17 protein-coding genes, 4 tRNA genes and 1 pseudogene are annotated in these 22384 nt (G+C 60.8%); 11 read left to right on the forward strand and 11 right to left on the reverse strand.

Annotated features, from left to right (window positions below; genetic code table 11):
- Positions 1-119 precede the first annotated feature (119 nt).
- The 4 genes and pseudogenes from QF045_RS11755 to QF045_RS27730 all read left to right on the forward strand — a co-directional run bounded on the left by QF045_RS11755 (position 120) and on the right by QF045_RS27730 (position 4577).
- Positions 120-881: an SDR family oxidoreductase gene (locus QF045_RS11755; RefSeq protein ID WP_306492329.1), complete on the forward strand. Its 762-nt coding sequence runs from the start codon at positions 120-122 to the stop codon at positions 879-881.
- A 201-nt stretch (positions 882-1082) separates the two neighbouring features.
- Positions 1083-2495 (forward strand): PLP-dependent aminotransferase family protein, encoded by a 1413-nt coding sequence (locus QF045_RS11760; RefSeq protein ID WP_306492330.1) that lies wholly within the window; start codon positions 1083-1085, stop codon positions 2493-2495.
- A 996-nt stretch (positions 2496-3491) separates the two neighbouring features.
- Positions 3492-3719, forward strand: a pseudogene (locus QF045_RS27725) (HAMP domain-containing protein); the annotation flags it as partial.
- A 15-nt stretch (positions 3720-3734) separates the two neighbouring features.
- Positions 3735-4577, forward strand: coding sequence for a methyl-accepting chemotaxis protein (locus QF045_RS27730; RefSeq protein WP_373424479.1), 843 nt, complete (start codon positions 3735-3737; stop codon positions 4575-4577).
- 36 nt (positions 4578-4613) lie between these two features.
- Here QF045_RS27730 and QF045_RS11770 read toward each other — a convergent pair whose 3' ends face one another.
- Both QF045_RS11770 and QF045_RS11775 read right to left on the reverse strand, forming a co-directional pair.
- The gene (locus QF045_RS11770) at positions 4614-5426 is read right to left on the reverse strand and encodes an alpha/beta fold hydrolase (protein WP_306492332.1); all 813 of its coding nucleotides are present in this window, start codon (positions 5424-5426) and stop codon (positions 4614-4616) included.
- A 158-nt stretch (positions 5427-5584) separates the two neighbouring features.
- Positions 5585-6355 carry a hypothetical protein gene (locus QF045_RS11775; RefSeq protein WP_306492333.1) on the reverse strand — a complete coding sequence of 257 codons (771 nt, stop codon included), beginning with the start codon at positions 6353-6355 and terminating at the stop codon, positions 5585-5587.
- A gap of 359 nt (positions 6356-6714) precedes the next feature.
- Between QF045_RS11775 and QF045_RS11780 the strand changes: the two genes are divergently transcribed.
- The 4 genes from QF045_RS11780 (at position 6715) to QF045_RS11795 (ending at position 7129) form a co-directional block, all read left to right on the forward strand.
- Positions 6715-6790, forward strand: a tRNA-Glu gene (locus QF045_RS11780).
- Between the two features lie 3 nt (positions 6791-6793).
- Positions 6794-6869 (forward strand) — tRNA-Gly (locus tag QF045_RS11785).
- A 105-nt stretch (positions 6870-6974) separates the two neighbouring features.
- Positions 6975-7050, forward strand: a tRNA-Glu gene (locus QF045_RS11790).
- 3 nt (positions 7051-7053) lie between these two features.
- A tRNA-Gly gene (locus QF045_RS11795) sits at positions 7054-7129 on the forward strand.
- A gap of 76 nt (positions 7130-7205) precedes the next feature.
- On the opposite strand, the gene QF045_RS11800 is transcribed toward QF045_RS11795, so the two are convergent.
- On the reverse strand, positions 7206-8687 hold the full coding sequence (locus tag QF045_RS11800) for a PLP-dependent aminotransferase family protein (RefSeq protein WP_306492334.1): 1482 nt from the start codon (positions 8685-8687) through the stop codon (positions 7206-7208).
- 82 nt (positions 8688-8769) lie between these two features.
- Between QF045_RS11800 and QF045_RS11805 the strand changes: the two genes are divergently transcribed.
- Entirely contained in the window at positions 8770-10425 is a 1656-nt protein-coding gene (locus QF045_RS11805; RefSeq protein WP_306492335.1) for a M24 family metallopeptidase, read from the forward strand.
- Between the two features lie 572 nt (positions 10426-10997).
- Here the strand turns inward: QF045_RS11805 and QF045_RS11810 are convergent.
- From QF045_RS11810 to QF045_RS11835, 6 genes are all read right to left on the reverse strand, one after another.
- Entirely contained in the window at positions 10998-12737 is a 1740-nt protein-coding gene (locus QF045_RS11810; RefSeq protein ID WP_306492336.1) for a dipeptidase, read from the reverse strand.
- A 95-nt stretch (positions 12738-12832) separates the two neighbouring features.
- Complete coding sequence (locus QF045_RS11815; RefSeq protein ID WP_306492337.1) at positions 12833-14050, reverse strand: phospholipase D-like domain-containing protein; 1218 nt, start codon at positions 14048-14050, stop codon at positions 12833-12835.
- A gap of 54 nt (positions 14051-14104) precedes the next feature.
- A complete protein-coding gene (locus QF045_RS11820) occupies positions 14105-14752 on the reverse strand; it encodes a MotA/TolQ/ExbB proton channel family protein (RefSeq protein ID WP_306492338.1) in 648 nt (215 codons plus the stop codon).
- A 24-nt stretch (positions 14753-14776) separates the two neighbouring features.
- The gene (locus QF045_RS11825; protein WP_306492339.1) at positions 14777-17062 is read right to left on the reverse strand and encodes a TonB-dependent receptor; all 2286 of its coding nucleotides are present in this window, start codon (positions 17060-17062) and stop codon (positions 14777-14779) included.
- A 24-nt stretch (positions 17063-17086) separates the two neighbouring features.
- Positions 17087-17812, reverse strand: coding sequence for an energy transducer TonB (locus tag QF045_RS11830; RefSeq protein WP_306492340.1), 726 nt, complete (start codon positions 17810-17812; stop codon positions 17087-17089).
- 2 nt (positions 17813-17814) lie between these two features.
- Positions 17815-18222, reverse strand: a complete 408-nt coding sequence (locus QF045_RS11835) for a biopolymer transporter ExbD (protein WP_306492341.1) — start codon at positions 18220-18222, stop codon at positions 17815-17817.
- Between the two features lie 297 nt (positions 18223-18519).
- On the opposite strand from QF045_RS11835, the gene QF045_RS11840 reads away from it, so the two are divergent.
- Positions 18520-20094 carry an alkaline phosphatase gene (locus QF045_RS11840; protein ID WP_306492342.1) on the forward strand — a complete coding sequence of 525 codons (1575 nt, stop codon included), beginning with the start codon at positions 18520-18522 and terminating at the stop codon, positions 20092-20094.
- A gap of 137 nt (positions 20095-20231) precedes the next feature.
- Here the strand turns inward: QF045_RS11840 and QF045_RS11845 are convergent, their stop codons facing one another.
- Positions 20232-20858: an alanyl-tRNA editing protein gene (locus tag QF045_RS11845; RefSeq protein ID WP_306492343.1), complete on the reverse strand. Its 627-nt coding sequence runs from the start codon at positions 20856-20858 to the stop codon at positions 20232-20234.
- An 89-nt stretch (positions 20859-20947) separates the two neighbouring features.
- Between QF045_RS11845 and QF045_RS11850 the strand changes: the two genes are divergently transcribed.
- On the forward strand, positions 20948-21880 hold the full coding sequence (locus QF045_RS11850) for a LysR family transcriptional regulator (RefSeq protein WP_306492344.1): 933 nt from the start codon (positions 20948-20950) through the stop codon (positions 21878-21880).
- A 67-nt stretch (positions 21881-21947) separates the two neighbouring features.
- Here QF045_RS11850 and QF045_RS11855 read toward each other — a convergent pair whose 3' ends face one another.
- Positions 21948-22355, reverse strand: a complete 408-nt coding sequence (locus QF045_RS11855; protein WP_306492345.1) for a PA2817 family protein — start codon at positions 22353-22355, stop codon at positions 21948-21950.
- Positions 22356-22384 lie beyond the last annotated feature (29 nt).

A 22384-nucleotide genomic window follows, 5' to 3' on the forward strand; every position in this document is an offset into this window, starting at 1 on the left:
CCGGGGCGCTTTATCACCCAGACTCATGCAGCGCCAACCGGCCTTTTGATAATGCTGACGCGCCGCTCCGGTCCTTGGCTAGACTCGCTCGACGGCTATTAACCCACAGGACATTCCCCATGAGCATGACATTTTCCGGCCAGGTCGCCCTGGTGACCGGCGCCGCCGCCGGTATTGGCCGCGCTACCGCGTTGGCGTTTACCGCCGAAGGCTTGAAAGTGGTGGTGGCCGACCTGGATGTGGCGGGCGGTGAAGGCACTGTCGCGTTGATTCAGCAGTCCGGGGGCGAAGCGATGTTCGTGCGCTGCAACGTCACCCTGGAGGCGGATGTGCAGCAGTTGATGGCGCAGACCGTCGCTGCCTACGGGCGCCTGGACTATGCCTTCAACAATGCCGGGATCGAGATCGAGAAGGGCAAGCTGGCCGACGGCAGCCTGGATGAGTTCGACGCCATCATGGGTGTCAACGTCAAGGGCGTGTGGTTGTGCATGAAGTATCAGCTGCCGCTGTTGCTGGCCCAGGGCGGTGGAGCCATCGTCAATACGGCTTCGGTAGCGGGTTTGGGGGCGGCGCCCAAGATGAGCATCTATGCGGCCTCCAAGCATGCGGTGATCGGCCTGACGAAGTCGGCAGCCATTGAGTACGCAAAAAAGAAAATCCGCGTCAACGCCGTCTGCCCGGCGGTGATCGATACCGATATGTTCCGCCGCGCCTATGAAGCTGATCCGCGCAAGGCCGACTTTGCGGCGGCGATGCACCCGGTGGGGCGCATTGGCAAGGTCGAGGAAATCGCCAGCGCAGTCTTGTACCTGTGCAGTGATGGTGCGGCTTTCACCACCGGCCAGGCGCTGGCGGTGGACGGTGGTGCGACGGCGATTTAAGACTTCACACTGCAGGCTGTTCGAAAAGGACTGGGGTGCTGTGAGGTGTTTCCATAGCTGGCAAAAAGCCGTGATCGAATGTGTATCAACAGGTTAAAAGCTCAATAAAATCAACACTTTAATAAACTCTGGGTCCGGGTTTTATTGAGCTTCTGTGCTTAACTGTTTGGGTTGAATACAAACAGTTGAAGTGAGTGGCTCATGGATTTAGGGATTGATCGACAAGCCCCGGTACCGGTGGTGCAGCAAATCATCAGCGCAGTCGCGGGATGGATTCGCAGGAATGGGGTGAGCCCCGGCACACGCTTACCGTCCGTCCGGCAATTGGCCCTCGACAATCTGCTGAGCCAGTCCAGCGTGGTCGAGGCATTCGAACGGATGGTGGCCCAAGGTCTGTTGGCCTCGAAGAAAGGCTCGGGGTTTATGGTGGCGCAGCCCGCGAGCGTTCAGGAAAACCATTGGTACGAAGGCGCCGAACAGGGGTGGGGCAGGTTTACCGACAGCCCTTTGGGCGAGCTTAAACTCGGCTGTGGCTGGCTACCGGACAGCTGGCGCGAGAGCGATGACATCAGCTACGCGATCCGCGAAGTCAGCCGCACCGACACCGCAGGCCTGTTCAACTACAGCACGCCGCTGGGGCTGCCGGCCCTGCGTGAGCAATTGCTCAAGCGCCTCACCCAGATTGACGTGCCCAGCAGCCTGGAGTGCATTCTCACCACCCACGGCGCCAGCCATGCCCTGGACCTGCTCATACGCACGCTGCTCAAGGCAGGCGATACCGTGGTGGTCGAGACGCCTGGACACGGCAACCTCTACCGACAACTGGCGTTTCACGGAGTTACGTTGCTCGAAGTGCCGCGCACGCGCAGCGGCCCGGATATGGAGGTGCTGGAGGCGCACCTGCGTTGCCATCGTCCCAAGTGCCTGTTCATCAGCAGCCTCTATCACAACCCTACCGGCACCAGCCTCTGCCGCGCGGTGGCCGAGCGTTTGCTGGCGCTGGCCTGCAGCCAGGATTTTCTGATCATCGAGGAAGACGTCTACGGCGACCTGCAACATGCCAGTTGCACACGGTTGTCGGCGTTGCCCCATGAAGACCGCGTCATCTACGTCTCCAGCTTTTCCAAGACGCTGAGCAGTGCCCTGCGCGTGGGCTACCTGAGCGCCGGTGCGGCGATCATCGCGCAACTGGTTCATCTCAAGACCCTGACGGGCATCGGCACCTCGCGTTTTGCCGAAGCAATGGTGGCGACCTTGCTGGCCAATGGCACCTACCGCAAGTGGGTACAGCGGTTGCGCAAGCGTCTGAATACACAAATGGCCGCGACCTTGCAGGTGCTGGAGGATGAAGAATGGCAAGTGTTTGCAGTACCTGCTGGCGGCATGTTCCTGTGGGCGCGACCTGGCACGCCACACCCCTCGTGCATGCAGACGTGCGCCCGTAGGCTCGGTGTCTTGCTGTCGCCAGCATCGCTGTTCAACCCGACGGGTGAGTGCAGTGAGTGGCTGCGCATCAACGTGGCCTATGCGGCGGATCAACGTGCATTGGCGCTGTTTCGCGAGCTGGGGCCCGCCAGATCGACCTCGAGCATTCTGAAAACGACGGGGATGTAGCTTTTTGCCATTATTGTGGCGCCAATGACTTGTGCTCAGTGGCCTGTGGTTGCCAATCTCGCTGCTGGTACAGCGGGTTTATGGCATCTGCCATTGCAAGAGGACTCAACTGCAATGATTTCGGCCGCGCAACGACGTTTCGCCAACCTCGGTATGGCGAAAAAACTGAGTTTGGGTTTCACCTTGGTGCTGCTGCTGACGGCCTTGGTAGCGGCTATTGGCATAGGGTCCCTGCACACCGTTGGCCAGCGCTTCGACGGCCTCAAGCAGATGTCTTCGCTCAACAGTGGCCTGCTCAAGGTGCGCCTGATCGAACAGGATTACGCCCTGCACGCCGACCCAAAGTCCGTCGACGCCCTGCACGAAAGTGTCGACGCGCTGGCGGCGCTGGCCCTCAGTCTCAAGGCACAATCGGCTGCCAACGTGCCGGTAATGACCGATGTGGAACAAGCCCTGACTGCCTACCGCAAGGCGTTCGACGAGTTTGTCGAACTGACCCAGGCCAAGGAGCTGGCCCTGGAGATGGCCAGTTGGTCGGTGTCCAGTGTGGCCAATAACCTTGATGTGTTGCAGGCCGGCCTGGCCGACGATGGCACCTATGGCCTGAAGGAAAGCCAGGGCAAGGAAGGTGCCGAGTTTATCGAGCAGGCCGGGCAGGTCAGCCAGGTGTCGCGGTTGATGTTGCAGGCGATGAACGAAGCGCGGCTGCGCCTGGATCAGAGCCGCAAGGCCGACGCGGACGAGGCCGAGCAGGGCAAGATCGAACAGGCCGATCAGGCGCTGGCTCAGGTGGAGCAACTGAAAACCTCGGTCAAGGACCCCGGTTACCAGACCGTGCTCAATGAAGTGTCTGGGCACATCGCCTCGTTCAGCGAGAAGCTCGGCGAGTACACCGGTCTGCTGGCTCAGGAAAAGGTGGTTTACAAACAACTGCATGATCGCGCCGATCAGGTGGTCAGCCGGGTCAACCAGGCCTATGACGCCGAAGACCAATCGATGCAGGCGCAACTGGCCAAAAGCACGCTGCTGATCATTGGTTCATCCGCCCTGGCGTTGCTGGTGGGGCTGATCGCGGCATGGGTGATCACCCGCTTGATCGTGGCGCCGCTGCGCAGGGTGATCGCGGTAGCGCAGCAAATTGCCTCCGGTGACCTGAGCGGTCGCATGGAGGTCAGCCGCCGCGATGAGATCGGCCAGCTGATGCAGGCGATGCAGCAGATGGGCAACGGTCTGAGCCAAATGGTCAGCGGGTTGCAGGCCGGTATCGAGCAACTGGCCAGCTCGGCACATTCGTTGTCCAGTGTGACCGAGCAGACCAACGTCGAGGTCAGCAGCCAGAAGGAGGAAACCGAACAGGTGGCCACGGCGATGAACCAGATGACCGCCACGGTGCACGACGTGGCGCGTAACGCCGAAGAGGCTGCGCAAGCGGCACAGACAGCGGATGACAAGGTCGAGAGCGGCCAGCAGGTGGTGCGTCAGAGTTTGCAGCGCATCGAATTGCTGGCCTCGTCCAGCAACAGTGCCAGCGCCAGCATCGAAAGCCTCAGCGCCGAAATCCAGAACATCGGCACGGTCTTGAGCGTGATCAAGAGCGTCGCCGAGCAAACCAACCTGCTTGCCCTGAATGCCGCGATTGAAGCAGCCCGCGCTGGGGAGCAAGGACGCGGCTTCGCGGTGGTCGCCGATGAAGTGCGCGCCCTGGCCAAGCGCACCCAGCAATCAACCGAAGAAATCGAGCGCCTGGTCAGTACCTTGCGCAGCGCGGCGCAGTCGTCGGTACAGCAGATTCAGCACAGTGGCGAGTTGGTGAAACTGGCCGTCAGTGATGCGTTGGAAACCGAAAGCGCCCTGGGCAGCATTGCAGCGGCGGTGTCGTTGATCCAGCAGATGAACCAGCAGATTGCCGCAGCGGCTGAAGAGCAAAGCTCGGTGGCCGAAGAAATCAACCGCAGTGTCACCAGCATTCGGGCGAGTGCCGACCAATCGGCGTTGAGCATGCAGGGCAACGCCGCGTCGAGCATAGAGCTTGCGCAGCTGGGCGCGGAGCTCAAAGGCATGGTCGGGCACTTTCGCCTCTGATCGCGGCGCGGGCGCCGCGATCAGCGGGGAAGGGCATCAGGCGTTGTTGGCGAGGAACGTCAGCAGCGCTTCATTGACGAAGTCCGGGTTCTCCCGGCTGGAAATATGCCCGGCGTCGGGAATCAGCGTCAGGGCGCAGCCGATCAGCTCGGCCATTTCCTTGGACTCCGCCGGTGGCCGCGGCTTGTCCTGCTCACCGCACATCACCAGGGTGGTATCGCAATCCAGGCGTGGAAGCTGATCGAGGATATCTGCGCGGCTGAAAATCAAGCGGCCCAGGGGCACGACGCTGTCCAGCAGGCGTTCCCGGGGGAAATCCTGCAGCGACTGGCGAAAGTCCTGATACAGCGCTGATTCGTGGTCGATGTCCGCTCGGAAGAAGATCGGTGCGATCACATCCAGCAGCGTCGGCGGGATGGCGCCGGCGTCTTCGATCATCTTGAACAGCGAGAAGTAATACAGGCGCGTAGCTTCCGGCTCGGCGCCCAGGTAGGTGTCCATCAGCACCAGGCTGTTGATGCGTTCAGGGGCCAGCAGGGCGAGGCGGGCGCCCCACATGCCGCCGACCGACAGGCCAACCAGGTTGACCTGTGGAATATCCAGGTGGTCCAGCAATGCCAGGTTCTGACGGGCCAGGTCGTCAAGGGATCGGGTTTGCGCAGGCAGTGTGCCCGACTCACCATGGCCCCATAGTTCAGGGACGATCACCCGGTATTGCTGCGACAGCGCGTCGATCTGCGGTGCCCACATGTGGCGGTCCCACAGGTAGCTGGAACCCAACAAAACGACCGGGCCGGTGCCCTGGTCGATATAGTGCAGCGGTTGTCCATCAATCACGGCGACAGGCATAGCAGGCCTCTAACTTCACGGAGTGAGGGGCACTTTTTTACGCTAGTCGGGGGCAGGGGGATAGGTGCAAATTGATGGCACTCTCATGCGCGGCTGAGGCAGAAGCGAGCAAGCCCGCTCCTGCCCTCGACAATCGGCCCGTTGCGGGCCAAGGGCGCTTAATCGTAGATGGCTTTCTTTTTCCACTCGGCATCGGCGTCGACGACTTTCAAGCCTTCGGTCAGCTCGTTGATTTCGTCTTCGGCCGGCTGGCTGTTGGTCAACACCGTGGAGTTGGCGCGGGCCAGTTGCGACTCCAGCAACTGCAACTGGGCGCTGTAGAGCACAGGCTCCGGTTGTTTGCGCAGGTACTGTACGCCACGCTCGAATGCCAGGCGCGCCTGGCCCGGTTGACCTTGCTGCAGCGCATGCTGGCCAAGGTTGTTGAAGAACTCGATGTGCAGCAGCACCAGGATATGGCGGATTTCCTTGATCCAGTGCTTGGCCTCGTTGGCCGGCAGGAAGCCGTCCTGGGCTGCACGGGTGACTTGGCCATGCAGTGCTTCGAGCAGAAAGCGCACATCCTTGGCCTTGGCTTCGGTCTGGATCGGCGAAGGTGGGTTGGCCACCGGAATCGACTCGCCCTGGGCGATCAGTGCATTCAGCTCGCTGATTCGCGCCTTGAGTGGTGCACTGGATTTGTTCAGGTTCAGCAGGCGTTGGTTGACGTTGAGTTCCAAGCGGGTCAGCAACAGCTTGAGCGCCGGGGTCATCAATTGGCCGGGAAAGGTCTCGGTGATTTCACCACAGCGACGCAGCCGATCATTGAGCTCGATCTCGGTACGCTTCTTTTCCAGCTTATTGTTTTCCACCACATGGTTCATGTAGCCAATGGCGATCAGTATTGCGATCCCGGCTATTACCAGCAGGGTGATCATGAGTGGTGTCACCGGTGTGACCTCTTTATAGGGTTTGCTGTTGAGTGTAGTGACTGAGCCAACTGGCGGATAGGACTGTTCGACCAGTTGCCCAGGTAGTTTCTTCTATATAGGTAAAGTCTTCCCTGAATGGATGCACATTGCCATCATTTGCCTGGGGCAACTATAACGCCTTGTCGTGCGTCAGAATATAGGCGCCAAGGCTTGGACGGGCAGATTGCCTGTTCCAGCCCGTGAACGGGGGCGAAGTCATTGATTTAAATAAATTTATCCTTGGGGGTTGACGACCTTTCAATCCATCCATAGAATGCGCGCCACTTACAGCGTAAAGCACACAGCGAAACGCGGTAGGGAGTGAATGTTGTACGTGTGTCCCCTTCGTCTAGTGGCCTAGGACACCGCCCTTTCACGGCGGTAACAGGGGTTCGAGTCCCCTAGGGGACGCCATATGCGGGAATAGCTCAGTTGGTAGAGCACGACCTTGCCAAGGTCGGGGTCGCGAGTTCGAGTCTCGTTTCCCGCTCCAATTTACAAGCAGTGTGGCCTTCGGGCGGCATTGAGTGAAACCAGGACCCCGTCTTCGGATGAGGCCTCTGGGCACTGGAATACACACCATGTGTTTCAGTAGCGTGTCCCCTTCGTCTAGTGGCCTAGGACACCGCCCTTTCACGGCGGTAACAGGGGTTCGAGTCCCCTAGGGGACGCCATTTGCGGGAATAGCTCAGTTGGTAGAGCACGACCTTGCCAAGGTCGGGGTCGCGAGTTCGAGTCTCGTTTCCCGCTCCAATTCAAAGAAAAAGCCACTCAATCGAGTGGCTTTTTTTTGCCTGCGAAAAACTGCGGCCCTACGACATCCAGGGCACTAAAGGCTGTCCGCCGCTTGGGCCAGACGCAAGGTGGCTTGACGGATTTCTTCCTGGTTGAGCGACGCGAAGCCCAGCCGCAGCGCGTTCTCCGGTGTGTCCATCGGCGAGAACTGCCGGCCGCTGCGCACCACCAGTCCGTGGTCCAGGGCGACTTTTACCATTCGATCAACGTCTATTTCATCCTCAAAACGCACCCACAGCGCCAGGCCGCCTTCCGGCTCGCGCACCTGGATGCGATCGCCCAACGCTTCATGCAGGCAGGTTTGCAACGTCTCTCGACGCAGCCGATATTCTTTCGACACGCGGCGCAGATGCTTTTTCAATTCACCGTCATTGATCAGGTCGGCCAACATCTTCTGGGCGACGGCGTCGGCGTCTCCCAACATCAGCGCCGCATTGCGGTGCAAGGCTTCGATGACCTGGGCGGGGGCGACCACATAGCTGCAGCGAAACGTCGAGCCAAGCGCTTTGGATAGCGAACCGACATAGATCACATGACGCTGCGCGCGATCACTGGCGAGCGGCAGGTAAGGGCGACCGTTAAAGTGGAATTCATGGTCGTAGTCTTCTTCAATGATGCAGAAGTCGTGCAGCGCGGCGAGCGCCAACAGCTGTTGTCGCCGTGCGGCGTGCAGGCTGACGGTGGTGGGGAACTGGTGGTGCGGGGTGAGATAGATCATGCGCACGTTGTGGGCCTGGCATAAGCGGTCGATCTGGTCCGTACGGCAACCTTCTTCATCGATGTCCACCGTGACCAGTTGCGCGCCCAACTGACGGAAAATTTCCCACGCAGGCGGGTAACTCAGGCGCTCCACCAGTACCACGTCTCCCGGTTTGAGCAGCAAGCTGGCGCTCAGGTACAGCGACATCTGAGTGCCCTGGGTCAGGCAGATATTGTCGGCGCTGACCGCCAGCCCGCGTTCGTTGCGCAGCATCTCGGCGAGGGCGCAGCGCAGGTGATAGCCGGTGCCTTCGCTGCCGTAGCGCACGGTGTTGGAGGCAAAGCTGTTGCGCAGGGCGTTGCGGTAGTAGCGGTGCAACACGGCTTGGGGCAGCAGGCGGTGGTCGCTGGTGCCGTTGTCGAAAAACAGGGCGTCATGCCGATGGCGCAGCGCGGTGACCTGCGCGTTATGGCTGAAGTACGGCACCACCGCCTGCGCCAGGATCGCTGGCGCAAAGGACTGCGGAGCGCGACCGCGCAGTTGCTTGGGCGTCAGTTGGGTGTTGACGAACGTCCCGCGGCGCGGCTCGCTGATAAGCCAGCCTTTGGTCGCCGCTTCTTCGTAGGCCAGGATCACCGTCTTGCGGTTGACGTCGAGCAATTGCGCCATTTCCCGTGTACCTGGCAGCAAGGTGCCGGGCGGCAGGCGCCCTTCGACAATAGCGGTCACCAGGCCTTCGGCAATCTTGCGGTAGGACGCTTGTGGTGAATGCTCGTCGAGCTTGAGCAAAGGGCGCCATTTACGCATCTGGACCATCTGAAGTATCCAAAACTGGAGGTTCTAATGGGCCTAGTCTAGCGTAACAATCCAGCGTCACTCATCCTTAGGTCCCACGAACATGCGTCATGTCATCGAACTGTCTCCCTCGGGAAAAACCTTTGAGGCCGGCGACGAGCTGTTGCTTGACGCCATGCTCGCCAGCGGCTTGTCCGTGCCGTTCTCCTGCCGCCGTGGCGCCTGCGGTTCGTGCAAGGTGGTGGTCGCCGCAGGCGAGTATCGGCCCAAGCACCTGTCGCCGGACGCACCCGTACCCTGTTACCCCCTGGCGGCCAATGAAATGTTGTTGTGCCAGAGCCACGCGTGCACCGACATGCGTCTGGAAATACCTGGCTGGTCCCTGGATAGCCCCGCGCTGGTCGTCGATGCGCAGGTACTCGACAAGCGCGCACTCGCGCCGGACGTCATCGAGTTGGTACTGAAGCCGGATGCGCCGCTGCTGGCCCGGCCCGGCCAATACCTCAAGTTCCGTCTGGCAGACGGGGACACGCGCTGTTTCTCGATTGCCAACCTGCCTGCGCAGGACGACGGGCGTCTGGTCTTCCACATTCGTCGGGTCTGCGGCGGGTACTTTTCCGACGGTATTCTGGACGGCTTGGCCGTGGGTGAGCGCGTGCAATTGGAGGGGCCGTTCGGCGCCTGCACCTGGCAGGAGGATGATGCCGCCGCCGTTGTCCTGTTCGCCACGGGCACCGGTTACGCGGGCATCAAGCCGATTCTGTTGAGCGCACTCAAGCGTGATCGTGAGGTGACCTTGTATTGGGGCGGGGCGCACTCCGCGGATTTTTATGACAGCGCCTTCCTGGACCAGTCGATGCTCGAGCATCCAGGTTTTCACTGGCACCCCGTACGCTCATCCGAGGGCAGGGTGCACGAGGTTGCGTTGAGTCATGGGCACCACTGGGAAGTGGCGCATGTCTATGCGTGCGGTAACGCCACTATGCTTGGCCAGGTACGCAGCCATTGCCTGGAGGCGGGGTTGCCAAGCCATCGGTTTGTCGCGGAGGCCTTTGTCGCCAGTGGTCGGTCAAGCACTGTAAGACTCTCTCCGGGGTTCGACCCGATCTGGGAGAAGGTCGGCCCGCGTTACTCCCTGGATGGCATGCTGGCGGCGCGAGAAAAATCCATACGCGCCCTCGCGGCCATCGTCAGCCAGTTGAAAGTCGGCATGACCACCGGCGAAGCCCTGGAGATGGCTGCGCAGCAACTTCAGGCCATGGGCGCTTCGCACACCTGGCATCCCACTTACATCCGTTTTGGCGCCGACACGGTGCGCCCGCCCCGCGAAGGCATCGACCCTCAGCGCAGGCTGCGCGCCACGGATATTGCCGTGGTCGATCTAGGCCCGGTGTGGGACGGTTATGAAGGCGACTACGGCGACACCTTTGTATTTGGCGACGCACCGCTGCACCTGGCCTGTACCACCGCGCTGCATGGGGTGTTCGATGAAACGCGCCAGGCATGGCTGCGCGGCCTGACCGGGCGCGAACTCTACGACTTCGCAGAACAGAGCGCCGTGGCCAAGGGCTGGAGACTGGCGCGCAACCTGGCCGGGCATCGCCTCGCGGATTTTCCCCATGCGTTGTTCGAGAGCAAGCAGTTGGCCGACCTGGAGATTGCGCCGAGTGAAATGGCCTGGGTACTGGAGATCCAGCTGTGCCATCCCACGGAGCCAGTTGGTGGGTTCTTTGAAGACATGCTGATGTTGCAGACCTGAATACCCGATCTGCAAGACGCACCAGAGCCCAATGTGGAAGGCGCTTGCTCCCGATAGCGGTGGGCCAGTCAAGCACGCGTTGACTGACATGCCGTCATCAGGGCATAGGTAATACACAACGTTGTTGCACCTACTCTAACCACGATGCGAAGCGAGCCGCTCTTGATCTTGATCTTGATCTTAGGCGCCCCGTTAAACCACGCTGGCCGGAATTCGATAGTGATTTGGAGGGTAAACCGGCAGGGATGCCGGTTTAGCCGCCCCGCGCCATGGATGGCGCGTGGCGGCGGCCCTCCAAATTACTGTCGGATTACGGGCACACCGAGCGTGAGCGAGGTGCCGAGTGGTGGGGCAGGAGCCCTTTTGGTTACTTTTGGGGCTCTTTTCCAAAAGTGACCCGCCGTAAGGGCGGAACCCTAAGCCGCCGTTACCGCAGCAACGGATATGTACTCGCTCTGATCCAACATCATTGTTGGCTTTCAGGCCGCCATCGGGGGCAAGTCGAACCGTCGCACCGCCCCTCCCACATTTAAGCGGTGTTGCCTTTTAGATCGGGCCTCCCACGTGGAGGCTCAGAGCTTGGGCAACTGGCCGACACGGCCCATCATTTCGGTGACGATCTGCAGGTCCAGCAAAAATTGCGGGACGGTCTTGAACTCGCCGTCGGTGTGTCCGGTGTATTTCTCCTCCGGACGGGCCAGGCCGAATTGCACGCCGTTAGGCAGGTCGTGCACGGAGGTGGCGCCGGCGGAGGTGCCGAACGTGTGCTGCATGCCCAGGTTTTCAGTGGCCACCGCCAGCAAGGCTTTCACCCATTCACCTTCGGGGTTGCGGTACATCGGGGTATCCAGCGAATACGTGAAGTTCACGTTGACCTTGGCTTGCTGGTCCCACGCGTTCAGCTTCTGCTCGATCTGTGCCTTGAGTGCCTCCGGGGTTTTGCCCTTCGGTGCGCGCAGGTTCACGGCCAGCTTAAGGGCTTTGTCATCCAGGCCGACAAAGGTTGGCGAGGTGGTCAGCGGGCCCATGAAATCATCCGAGTAGCCCACGTCCAATTTGCCGCCCAGGTAATCCAGGCCCCAGTTGTCCGCCGCGTACTTCGCAGCATCCGTGATGTGGTTGTGCTTGAAGGCAATCTTGCCGTCGACGCTGTGGATCAACTCCAGCATACGGGCGACCGGGTTGACCCCGGTTTCGGGTTCCGAAGAGTGGGCAGACACGCCGGTGACGGTGAGTTTGACGTCCTTGCCGTCGACCTTGGTGCTCACTTGGAAATTGCCGCCGTTGCGCTTGGCATAGTCATCCCCGGCCTGCTGCAGGCTGGCCGCCAATTCAGCCGGTTTATCGCTGACCAGGGTTGCGACCGAAACCGATGGAATCTGGTTGGTGGCCTTGCCGCCGGTCAACCCGATAATTTCCGCGCCGGTGCCTTCACCCTTGCGCACCGGGAAGGTGGCCATGACCGTGCCCGAGCCTTTCTCGGCGATCACTACCGGGTAACCGCCATCCAGCGCCAGGTTGTACTGCGGCGTGGGATTACGTTCGAAATAGTAGGGAATGGCGTCACCGGAGGTTTCTTCGGTGGTGTCCACCAGCAGCTTGAACGTGCGCGCCAGCGGCAGCTTTTCTTCCTTGATCACCTTCATGGCGTACATCGCCACGATGATGGCGTTCTTGTCATCCTCGGTGCCACGGCCGTACATGCGGTCGCCGATCAGCGTGACCTTGAACGGGTCCAGTTTGGTGCCATCCTTGAGTACCCAGTTCTCTGGCGTCACCGGCACCACGTCGGCGTGGGCGTGGATGCCCACCACTTCGTCGCTGCTGCCTTCCAGGGAAATTTCATACACACGGTTATCGACGTTGCGGAAGTTCAAGTTGAATGACTTGGCCAGGGCCTGGATCTTGTCGGCGATCTTGAGAAATTCCGGGTTTTTGTACTGTGGCAGGCCGTCTACGTTGAACGTTGGGATTTCCACCAGTTCGCGCAGGTTGTCGAGCGCAGCCTTGCCGTATTTCACGCGGGTATAAATGCCCAGCAGGCGATTGATCTCGTCTTGCTGGTCGACGCTCAAGGTTTTGTTGTCGAGAAACGCGCTGATAGCCGGGCCGACGTCAGCGCTCTTGCCCGGCTCGACCTTGGCCAGGATGGCGAGGAAACTGCGGAAATCGGTGACGGGCGTTTCGCTGAAACTCTTCAGGATCGCGGTGCTTTGGTCAGCGGTGATGTTAGCAAAAGCAGGGGTGGCGACTGCCGAAAGACCCGCGGCGAGCAGGGTGGCAGCCGCCAATTGCTTGAGTGGAAAGTACATGGATGAAGGCACTCCTTTGCAGGTAATAAGTGGGAGGTTTCTGACGGATTAGTCAGAAACATTTCCACACACTACCATCACTCAGGTGTGGGAGGTCAATGCTGGCCAGGGTGGGGCGCGGGGTATTCATCCGCCACGCCAAGGGCTCTGGCATAGGGTCCATCCCATAGCTGTTCATGCAGTTCGCCTAAACGCTTGGCCATGGCGTCGCTGCGCATCACCACTTCTAGATTGCGCGAGTTATCCAGGTAGCCGCCCAACCAGTTGCTGGTCCCAACCCACGCTACCTGCCCGTCGATCTCCATGGCCTTGCTATGGATCACCCGCGCATACGGGATAAAGCCTTGCTTGGCTTCGGGCAGGGTGACGATCCTGATCTGCACATTCGGCAGCACCGCGAGGCTCTTGAGGTAGGGCAGTTCCAGCGGGTCGGTGTTCCAGTTGGACACCATCAGCTTGATCGACACCCCCCGCGCAGCGGCGGCGCGCACGGCGTTGTCGATCACCGCGTAGTAGGGGCGGGTCCGATCCGGGCCGTAGGACAGCGGTGCATAGTCGAGCAACTGCACACGCACCTCCTTCTTCGCTTCGCCCAGCAGGCGCGGCAACTCCAGCTGTGAATCACCGACGCCGGGCGGGTTGTAGCGATGTGGGCTGGCCACCAGGTAGTTACCGGTGCGCGCAGGTTCCTGGCCGGTGGCCGGCAGCGGCACCGGCCGGTGTTCGGCGAGGGCCTGTTGGGCTTGCCAGTCCTGGTCGAAGATCGCCTGGACCTGCCCGACTACAGTCGCATCGCTGATGCGCAGTCCGGTTTCGTGGATATGTTCCAGGGAGCGCCAGTCGAAATTCTGGCTGCCGATAAATGCCTGCTCGCCGTCCACTACCATGTACTTGGCGTGGATGATCCCGCCGCTCACTTGCCCGAAAGGCAGTACGCGGAACGTCAGGTTTGGGATGGCGCGCAAGCGTTCCAGGGTGGCCGCATCCGACAACTTGAGGCCTTTTTCTTCAAGCAGAAAACGAATCTTCACGCCGCGCTTGCCGGCGGCTTCCAGGTGTTCGGTGACCTTGTCCATCACCGAGCCGGGATGATCGGCCGCGTAGAACTGGCCGATATCAATGCGCTGTTTTGCGCCGTCAAACAGCTCGATCCACACAGGCCCAGGCTGACGCAAATCGGCGGTACCCAGCACAGTGTCGACCGGTACGGTATGCACCAGCTCAAAGCCTGGAATTGAAAAATCCGCCTGGGCCAGCGGACTGAGCAGCAGGCCGGTGAGGCCTGCGATACGCAACTTGATCGATAGGGACATAGGTGTCTCGGCGGGCAAAAAAAGGACGGGCGCCTATAGCGCCCACCCCGAAGGTCATGCCGTGCGGGTGTGCAACGGCGTCGGTACCAGATGCGGTACTTCACCCTGCACACGGGCACCGCTGGCGGCGCGAATCAGCAGGATCTTCAACTGGTCGTTGATGCGCTCCAGGCTGTCTTGGAAGAAGTTGTGAAACACCACGCAGAACAGCGCGATGGCGATACCCAGCCCGGTGGCGAACAAGGCCGTGCCGATACCACCGGAAATCTGCCCTGGGTCGGACACGCCCGCCGTGGCCAGCGCCTTGAAGGTGTCGATGATGCCCAAGATGGTCCCCAGCAGGCCAAGCAGCGGGGCGGCAGTGGTGATGGTCTCGATGATCCACAGGCTGCGGGCCAGCGGGGCGCGGGTCTTGAGGTACTGGGTGTCGATTTCGTCGTCCAGGTCTTTGCGCGAACCGTGAGATGCCTTCTGGGCCAGCACCGGCAGGATCATGTCCAGCGCCAGGCTGCGGCGACCGGTCAGGCTCTGCGGCAAGTCGCGTTCGCTGTGCACGTTGGTGCCCAAGGCGTCGATCAGGGCGCGGGCCTGGCGGCGTACGTAAGCGAAGTAGATGCCACGCTCGATGGCGATGAAGATGGCGATGGCCATCGCGGCATACATCACATAGAAGGTGACGTCGTGGAGCAGGTTCATATCCATGCTTGCGATCCTCTTGGGTCAGTCTTAGAAATTGGCTTCCAGCGAAACCGTGACGGTGCGGTCCAGGCCGACGATGTACGCCGGGTCGCCGTCGCGAAAGCCGCTGTAGCTGGCGGCGTTGGTCTTGGTGGTGTACACGCCGTCCAGGTATTTCTTGTCGAACAGGTTGTCGACGTTCAGGCGCAGGGTCGCGTCCTTGACCACTTTCTTGTCCACCGGCAGGTAGATACCGGCGCCGAGGTTGAACACGGTGCGCCCGGAAATGGCTTCGTCGTTGGTCAGGTCGCCGTAGAGTTTGCTGGTGTACTTGCCGCCGAAGGTGCCGTAGAAACGCCCGTCGTCGTAGCCGATGTTGGCCGCCAGCATGTTCTTCGGCACGTTGGCAAATTGCTTGCCGCTGGTGGGCAACAGGATGGCCTGGCCGGCGTTATAGACGCTCATGTCATCTTGCTGCTCGGCCTTGGTGTAGGTGTAGGAGGTGTAGTAATTGAAGTGGTTGGGCAGCAGGCCGCTCCATTCCAGTTCCAGGCCTTTGTTGGTGACGGCGCCGACGTTGATGTCGGCAGCGTCGCCGTTGATGTCCTTGGAAGACACCTGACGATTCTTGAAGTCCATGTAGAACAGGGTCGCGGCCAACGTCATATCATCGCCGTTGTAGCGCCAGCCCAATTCGTGGTTCCAGCTGGTTTCCGGCTCGAGGTTGATGGAGTCGACGCCCTTGTCATACAGCGCATAGTTTTGCGGTACGCGCATGTTGCGTGACAGGCTGTAGAACAGCTGGTCGCGCTCGTCCAGCTGGTATTTGAGGCCGACGTTGGGCAGCAGTTTGTTGTAGGTCTGGTTACGCTTTTCCGGCTGCTCGTTGAGGCTGCCGTGGTTGGTGCCGTCACGCTCGACGTTCATGTAGGCCAGGCCTGCGATGAAGGTCCAGTCCGAGTTGATGTACCAGGTGTCCTGGGCCCAGACTTTTTGCGCCGGGGTCACGGTGAAGCGGTCGCGGCCCTGCACGGTGTTGCCGTTGGCATCGACGATGGCGCTGTTGGAATCCGGCCAGGTGTCGACCGGCTTGCCATTGCTCTTGAGCGCAATGAATGGCTGGGTCTGGCTCTGGCGCGCACGCTCGTACCAGTAACCGAATTGCAGGCTGTGGTCGCCCAGGTCCCAGGTCAGTTTGGTGGTGATGCCCGGGCGCCAGGTTTGCGTGCGCGACGGGCGATAGTACACGCCGCTGTTCGGCGTGCCGTCGGCGGTGTATTGGGCGGCAGTCGGCAGGTTGCCGAGGTCGAACACGCCGCCTTGGTTGGAGCCACGGTTGAGGGCATAGCTGGATGCACCGACGCCACTGCCATTGCCCCAGAAGTAATACGGGATCACCGACAGGGCCAGGTTGTCGGCCAGTTTGAACTGGGTATTGAGCACGGCGGTAAAGGTCTGGAACGGGTTCTGCGCCAGGGCGTAGTAGCTGTTGTACTTGCCGTTGCTGCCCACGGTCGGCGTCGCCGGGTAGGGGTCGTACTTGCGCCCGTACTGCTGGAATTGGGCCTTGGTCAGTTGGCTGTAACTGTTGTTGTCCTGCTCGTGGTACTTGAGGATCAGGTTGGCGGTGTTGCCATTGCCGGCGTCGAAAAAGCTATTCCATTCCACCTTGTCCGCACGCACGGCCCCCGAGCCGCGCCACATATCCCCTTCGGTATGGGACACCGATAGCCAGTTGCTCAGGCCGTTGACCTCGCCGCTGTTGAGGCGGGCGAAGGTCTTGCGGGTGGCGTTGCTGCCGACGATCTGTTTGACGAAGGCGCCTGTTTCCTTGGTTGGTCGAATGGTCACGATGCCGATGTTGCCGCCACTGGAGCCGATGTGCGGGCCGTCGGCTTCCGACGCGCCTTGGGTGACGAAGATCTGGTCGATGTTTTCCGGATCGCCCAGCAGGTTGGAGTACAGCGCATAGTTGCCCGAGTCGTTGATCGGCATGCCGTCCACCGACATGCCCACCTGGTCGGAGTTCATGCCGCGCATCGTGAAGCGAAAGCCCGAGAGGCCGGTGTTGTCTTCGCTGGAAATGTTCAAGCCTGGGGTGTACTTGAGCTTGTCGATGGCGTTGCCGGTCGCGGCCTGCTTGTCCAGCGCTTCCTTGGTCACGGTGGAGCGGCCCTTGATGCTTTCTTCCGGCACCATGTAGCCGCCCCCGGCGCTGGCCTTGCCCTGTACGCCGATGGTGCCGACGTTACTGTCGCTCGTGTCTGCCATGACCACGGCCTGGGTCATGCTGGTGGCGGCAACGAGTGCCAGATGCATGCGGGTGAACTTCATCACGGTCGTCCTGGTGTCGGGTGCTTATTGCACGCTGTAGTTGAAGGTGGCGGTGAAGCGCTGTTCGTTGCGGCCCCCGAAGGCTTGCTCGGGGAACGGCTTGACCTGCTTGATGCGACGCAAGCTGTTGCTGGCGGCCCGGTTGAGCAACATGCTCGCGGCCTGGGTTTGCAGGCCCGAATCCAGCACGCGGCCCTGGCGGTCCACCAGCAGCCACACCACCACTTCGCCACTGGGGCGTTCGAGGGATGCCTGACGCCCGGTGGGGTACTGCTTGTAGGTGTCCAACTCGTTGCGCAAGCCCTTGAGGTAGCCGCCTTCCAGCGCCTGGCTGTCGACCTTCGGCGGCGCGGGCGGGGCGGGTGCTTGCACGGTCTGTGGTACCGGCGCCGGTGCTGGTTTGGCGGCTACCGGTGGCGGCGTCGGCACGGGCTTGGCGACCACGGGCGCAGGCTTGGGCACAGGTTTTGGCTTGGGCTTGGGTTCAGGTTTGGGCACAGGCTTGGGCGGGGGCGGCGGAGCGGGCTCGGCGTCCTCCTCCTCGATGACCGGCGGTGGTGGCGCTTGCTCTACCACGGGCTGCGGGACCACTTGCGGCTCTGGCTCAACCAGCGCCAACTCGACCGCCGACTCGTCATACACCGGCTCGACCTTCAAGGTCTGCGACTGGATACCCAGCGCAATCAGCACCAGGGCAATCAGGGCCGGGACACTGCCCAGCAGCTGACGCGCACGAAACAGGACGTACATGATCAGGACTTGCGCGTGGCAATGGACACGGAGGTGAAGCCACCCAGGCGCAGGGTGTCCATCACTTCCACCAGGCGCGAGACTTCAACGCCTTTGTCGCTGTTGACGATGATCGTCGACCGGGTATCGGGCTTTTGCGCCGCCTTCAGCGCCGGCACCAGGGCATCCACCGTGAGGTCCTTGCCATCCAGTTGCAGTTGGCCTTCCAGGCCCAAGGTCAAGATGAACTTGTTCTGCGGTTTGAGCTGCTGCGAACTGCTGGCGCTGGGCAGCTGAGTCTTCATGCCCAGGGCCGGAATCACGTTCAAGCTCACCAGTACAAAAAACACCAGGAGGAACATCATCACGTCGATCATTGGGATCAGTTCGATGTGCGCCTTGCGCTTCTTGGGTTCATCCCAGGTTCTCATTCCGTTACCCCGTTATTGAATTAGGGGCAACACGCTAGCAAGCAAAAATGACCGAACGGTTAACTTTAATTTACGTTTTGAAGGCTCTAGAAAGGGTCTTACAGACGCGTGGTGAAGTGATCTTATGCAGTCATGAAACTGACATGACGGCGCTACATGCTCGAAAAATTTATATCGGGAGCTGCCAGCCATGAGTCGTTCGTTGCCGCATTTGTTAACTGCGCGTTTGCTGTTGCAGGCGCTGGACGCGGAGCAGGCCGAGATGTCTTTTAGTCTTGTGAATTGGAAGCGTGGGTTATGAATGGCGCGGTAGACCCCGAACGCCGCCGAGTCCTCACTGGGATTGCCGTCGCGACCGCATTTTCCATCCTGAGTCCCTTTGCGCGCAGCGCCGGGGTCGATTATCCATTCACCCTGGGCGTGGCGTCGGGTGACCCGCTGCCGGACGGTTTTGTGATTTGGACGCGCCTGGCGCCCTGCTTCAATGCCGAAGATGGGCGCGGTGGCTTGCAGCGTGCGGTGCCGGTGCGCTGGCGGGTGGCCAGCGATGCGGCGATGACCCGCATCGTCAAGCAGGGCGAGGTGATGGCGACCGGGCATTTTGCCCATTCGGTGCATGTGGAAGTGGCGGGGCTGGCGGCGGGCCGGCCGTATTGGTATCAGTTCGAAGGCCTTGGCGCGCAGAGCCCGGTCGGCCAGGCGCGCACCACGCCGGCGCGGCATGAGATGGCGTCGGTCCGGCTCGGGTTCGTCTCGTGCTCGCACTGGGAGCGCGGATATTTCAGTGCCTACCGTCACCTGGCGGTCGAGCGACCGGACCTGGTGTTTTTCCTCGGTGACTATATCTACGACAGCTCGTACGCGGCGGACTCCGGCAAAGTCTTTCGCGCCCACGGCAGCGGCAATGCGGTGAGTTTGCGCGACTACCGCAACCGCTACGCGCTGTACAAGACCGACCCGGATCTGCAGGCCCTGCATGCCGCCGCGCCCAGCGTGGCGACCTGGGACGATCACGAAGTGCAGAACGACTATGCCAACCGCTGGTCCCAGGACCCGAATATCCCTGTGGCGCCGTTTCTCCAGCAGCGGGCGGCGGCCTACCAGGCGTTTTACGAGCACATGCCGTTGCGCGCGAGCAGCCGGCCACAGGGGCCGGACATGCGCATCTATCGACGCCTCGACTACGGCCAGTTGGTGCGTTTCCATGTGCTCGACGGTCGACAGTATCGCTCCGAACAACCGTGCATCCAGGCCAACGGCAGTCATCAGGGGCATGTTGCCATCAACCCCTGCAGCGATCTGCGTGATCCAGGTCGCACCTTGCTTGGCTGGCAGCAGGAGGCCTGGCTGGACCAGGGGTTTGCCCAATCCAAAGCGCAGTGGAACGTGATCGCCCAGGACCTGCTGGTCGCGCCGCTGGTGCAGCGTGACCTGACCCAGCACAAGGTCGGGCGCTGGACCGATGGCTGGGATGGTTATATGGCCAACCGCACGCGGATGCTGGCGTCTATCCAGCGCAATCGCGTGCAGAACCCGGTGTTCTGGGGCGGCGATATTCACTCGTTCTGGGCCACGGATCTACACGCGGATGGCGATGATCTTGATTCACCGATTGTCGCGACCGAGTTCGTCGGCTCTTCGGTGACCTCCGATGGTCCGCCTTATGAAGCGTTCAGGAAGATCCTGCCGCTCAACCCCCATGTGAGGTTTTTTGACAGTCGTCAGCGTGGGTATGTGTCGGTGCAAGTGGACGCGCAGAAAATGCTCACGCATTTTCGCGTGATCAGCGATCCACGGGATCCAGCGGCCACGGTGTCCACGCTGCAGTCATTTGTGGTCGAGCCGGGCAGGGCGGGGGCGATGGCTGTGTAGCTGGATGTTTTTTGTAGTGCACAGACTTAAATGTGGGAGGGGGCTTGCTCCCGATAGCAGTGTGTCAGTCAGCTTATTTGTAACTGACACACCGCCATCGGGAGCAAGCCCCCTCCCACATTTTGGCGCTCGGCGTGTCAGGTGATTTCGTAGCGAACCGACAACGCGCCTTTTTTCTCCGACAGGGCCAGGATCGTTACTTGGCCCACTTCCGCCAGCGCCTGGACATGAGTACCTCCACAGGCATAGGCCGGCAGCTCGCCGAAGCCGATCTCGCGAGTGCCTTCCTCCAGCTTCATATGCCGTGGATAGTCAGCGGCGATCCAGCGATTGACCTGCTGTTGAAGCGCCTCGGCGTCCATGGGCTGTGCAGCGTCGCCACGGATAAAGGTGATCTTGCCTTCACCCGGCCAATGGTGAGCCTTGATCGGCATCCAGCCTAGGCGTTCGCCGGCATTGCCAATCAAATGGCCCGCTGAATGAAGACGCGTGTGCAGCGTGCGGCGTTGCGCATCGACCCGCGCGGTCACCAGACCGGGTGCCACGGGTTGATCGACGTAGTGCACCACCTGCTCGGCTTCCTGTATGACGCGCAGCACCTGGCTGTTGCCGAGCCATCCGGTATCGAATGGCTGTCCACCGCCTTGGGGATGGAAAATCGTTGATTGCACAATCACGGCGAAGTGGTCCTCGTGCGGTGTGCAACGCAGCACTTGCAGCTCGGCCGTCAGGTGATCGTGGGTGAAAAACAGGCGCTCGGTCATCGTCTACATCCGCATCCAGGTGGCGTGGGCAGTATAAATAGTGCGCTGATGGGTGATAATCCATCGAAATATCAATGGACCTGTGCGTCATGAGCATCAATCTTCCTTTGCCGCTGCTGGGCGAAATGGCGATTTTCGTCAAGGTGGTGGAAACCGGCAGTTTCTCCGAAGCGGCGCGCCAACTGAGCGTTTCACCGTCGGCGGTGAGCCGCAGTATTTCGCGCCTGGAGCAGGCACTCGCAACCCGCCTGTTACAACGCACCACGCGCAAGCTGCGCCTCAGCGAGGGCGGCGAAGAGGTGTTCAAACGGTGCCAGGAGATGGTCAACGCGGCGCGTTCGGTGATGGAGGTCAGTGGGCAATTCACCCATGAAGCCGAAGGCCTGGTGCGAGTCAGCGTGCCCAAGGCGGTGGGGCGGTTTGTGGTGCATCCGCATATGTCGGCGTTTTTGCGGCGCTATCCCAAAGTGGATGTACAACTGATCCTTGAGGATCGGCACGTGGATTTGATCGACGACAATGTTGATCTGAGCATCCGCATCACCGACAGCCCGCCGCCGGGTCTGGTCGGGCGCCAGTTGTTGCCGATCGAGCATTTGCTGTGCGCAACGCCGCAGTACCTGGCCGAGCACGGTACCCCGAGTCATCCCCATGATTTGCAGGAGCACAGCTGCATCTACCTGGGCGAAACCCCTGGGGATTCACGCTGGAAGTTTCGCCAGGGCGGCAAGGCGGTGACGGTTAATGTACGCGGGCGGTATGCGGCGAACCACACGGGTGTGCGCCTGGATGCCGTGCTGCAGCATGTGGGGATTGGCAGCTTGCCCTATTTCACGGCGCGGCATGCACTGGAGGAAGGGCAGTTGGTGCAGGTGTTGCCGGCGTGGGACTTTATCGCGTCGTACCACGGTGAAGCGTGGTTACTGCATTCGCCTACGCGGTATTTGCCGCCAAAGTTACGGGTGTTTATCGATTATCTGGTGGAGTGCATGGCCAACGAGCCGACACTGCGCCGCCGTTAGAAATGTGGTTAAAAATGTGGGAGGGGGCAAGCCGCCTACCACATTTGGGGTTTTGGTGTTCTGAAGATCAGTGCTTGCTTTGATCTTGCGGCATGGCCAGCAGCTGTTTTTCCTGGTTCCAGTCGAACGGCTCTTCGTTCTGTTCGGCTTCATAGCGACGTTCTTCCAGGGCCTGGTACAGATCCAGTTCTTCGTCGGGCATGAAGTGCAGGCAATCGCCGCCAAAGAACCACAGCAGGTCGCGCGGCACCAGATGGGCGATTTGTGGATAGCGCAGGATGACCTGACTCATCAAGTCCTGGCCCAGGTACTGGCTTTCGATCGGGTCGATCGGCAGCAGGGCGCGCAGTTCGTCAAAACGTTCCAGAAACAGCGAATGGCTTTCCTCGGGCACCTGTTCGGCTTCGCCGACGGCAACCAGGATGCTACGCAGGTGGTCGAGCAAGACGAGATGATCGGCAACGACGTTGGACACGAGATAAGTCCTCTAAAGCAAAAACGGGC

Origin of the sequence: Pseudomonas sp. W4I3 (assembly GCF_030816195.1) — a bacterium.
Lineage (GTDB): Bacteria > Pseudomonadota > Gammaproteobacteria > Pseudomonadales > Pseudomonadaceae > Aquipseudomonas.

Excerpts from the sequence above, each read along its gene's own strand:
- QF045_RS11755 (WP_306492329.1), top strand. The coding sequence starts at position 120 with ATGAGCATGACATTTTCCGGCCAGGTCGCCCTGGTGACCGGCGCCGCC.
- QF045_RS11760 (WP_306492330.1), top strand. The coding sequence starts at position 1,083 with ATGGATTTAGGGATTGATCGACAAGCCCCGGTACCGGTGGTGCAGCAA.
- QF045_RS27730 (WP_373424479.1), top strand. The coding sequence starts at position 3,735 with ATGGTCAGCGGGTTGCAGGCCGGTATCGAGCAACTGGCCAGCTCGGCA.
- QF045_RS11770 (WP_306492332.1), bottom strand. The coding sequence starts at position 5,426 with ATGCCTGTCGCCGTGATTGATGGACAACCGCTGCACTATATCGACCAG.
- QF045_RS11800 (WP_306492334.1), bottom strand. The coding sequence starts at position 8,687 with ATGGTCCAGATGCGTAAATGGCGCCCTTTGCTCAAGCTCGACGAGCAT.
- QF045_RS11805 (WP_306492335.1), top strand. The coding sequence starts at position 8,770 with ATGCGTCATGTCATCGAACTGTCTCCCTCGGGAAAAACCTTTGAGGCC.
- QF045_RS11810 (WP_306492336.1), bottom strand. The coding sequence starts at position 12,737 with ATGTACTTTCCACTCAAGCAATTGGCGGCTGCCACCCTGCTCGCCGCG.
- QF045_RS11815 (WP_306492337.1), bottom strand. The coding sequence starts at position 14,050 with ATGTCCCTATCGATCAAGTTGCGTATCGCAGGCCTCACCGGCCTGCTG.
- QF045_RS11820 (WP_306492338.1), bottom strand. The coding sequence starts at position 14,752 with ATGGATATGAACCTGCTCCACGACGTCACCTTCTATGTGATGTATGCC.
- QF045_RS11825 (WP_306492339.1), bottom strand. The coding sequence starts at position 17,062 with ATGAAGTTCACCCGCATGCATCTGGCACTCGTTGCCGCCACCAGCATG.
- QF045_RS11830 (WP_306492340.1), bottom strand. The coding sequence starts at position 17,812 with ATGTACGTCCTGTTTCGTGCGCGTCAGCTGCTGGGCAGTGTCCCGGCC.
- QF045_RS11835 (WP_306492341.1), bottom strand. The coding sequence starts at position 18,222 with ATGAGAACCTGGGATGAACCCAAGAAGCGCAAGGCGCACATCGAACTG.
- QF045_RS11840 (WP_306492342.1), top strand. The coding sequence starts at position 18,520 with ATGAATGGCGCGGTAGACCCCGAACGCCGCCGAGTCCTCACTGGGATT.
- QF045_RS11845 (WP_306492343.1), bottom strand. The coding sequence starts at position 20,858 with ATGACCGAGCGCCTGTTTTTCACCCACGATCACCTGACGGCCGAGCTG.
- QF045_RS11850 (WP_306492344.1), top strand. The coding sequence starts at position 20,948 with ATGAGCATCAATCTTCCTTTGCCGCTGCTGGGCGAAATGGCGATTTTC.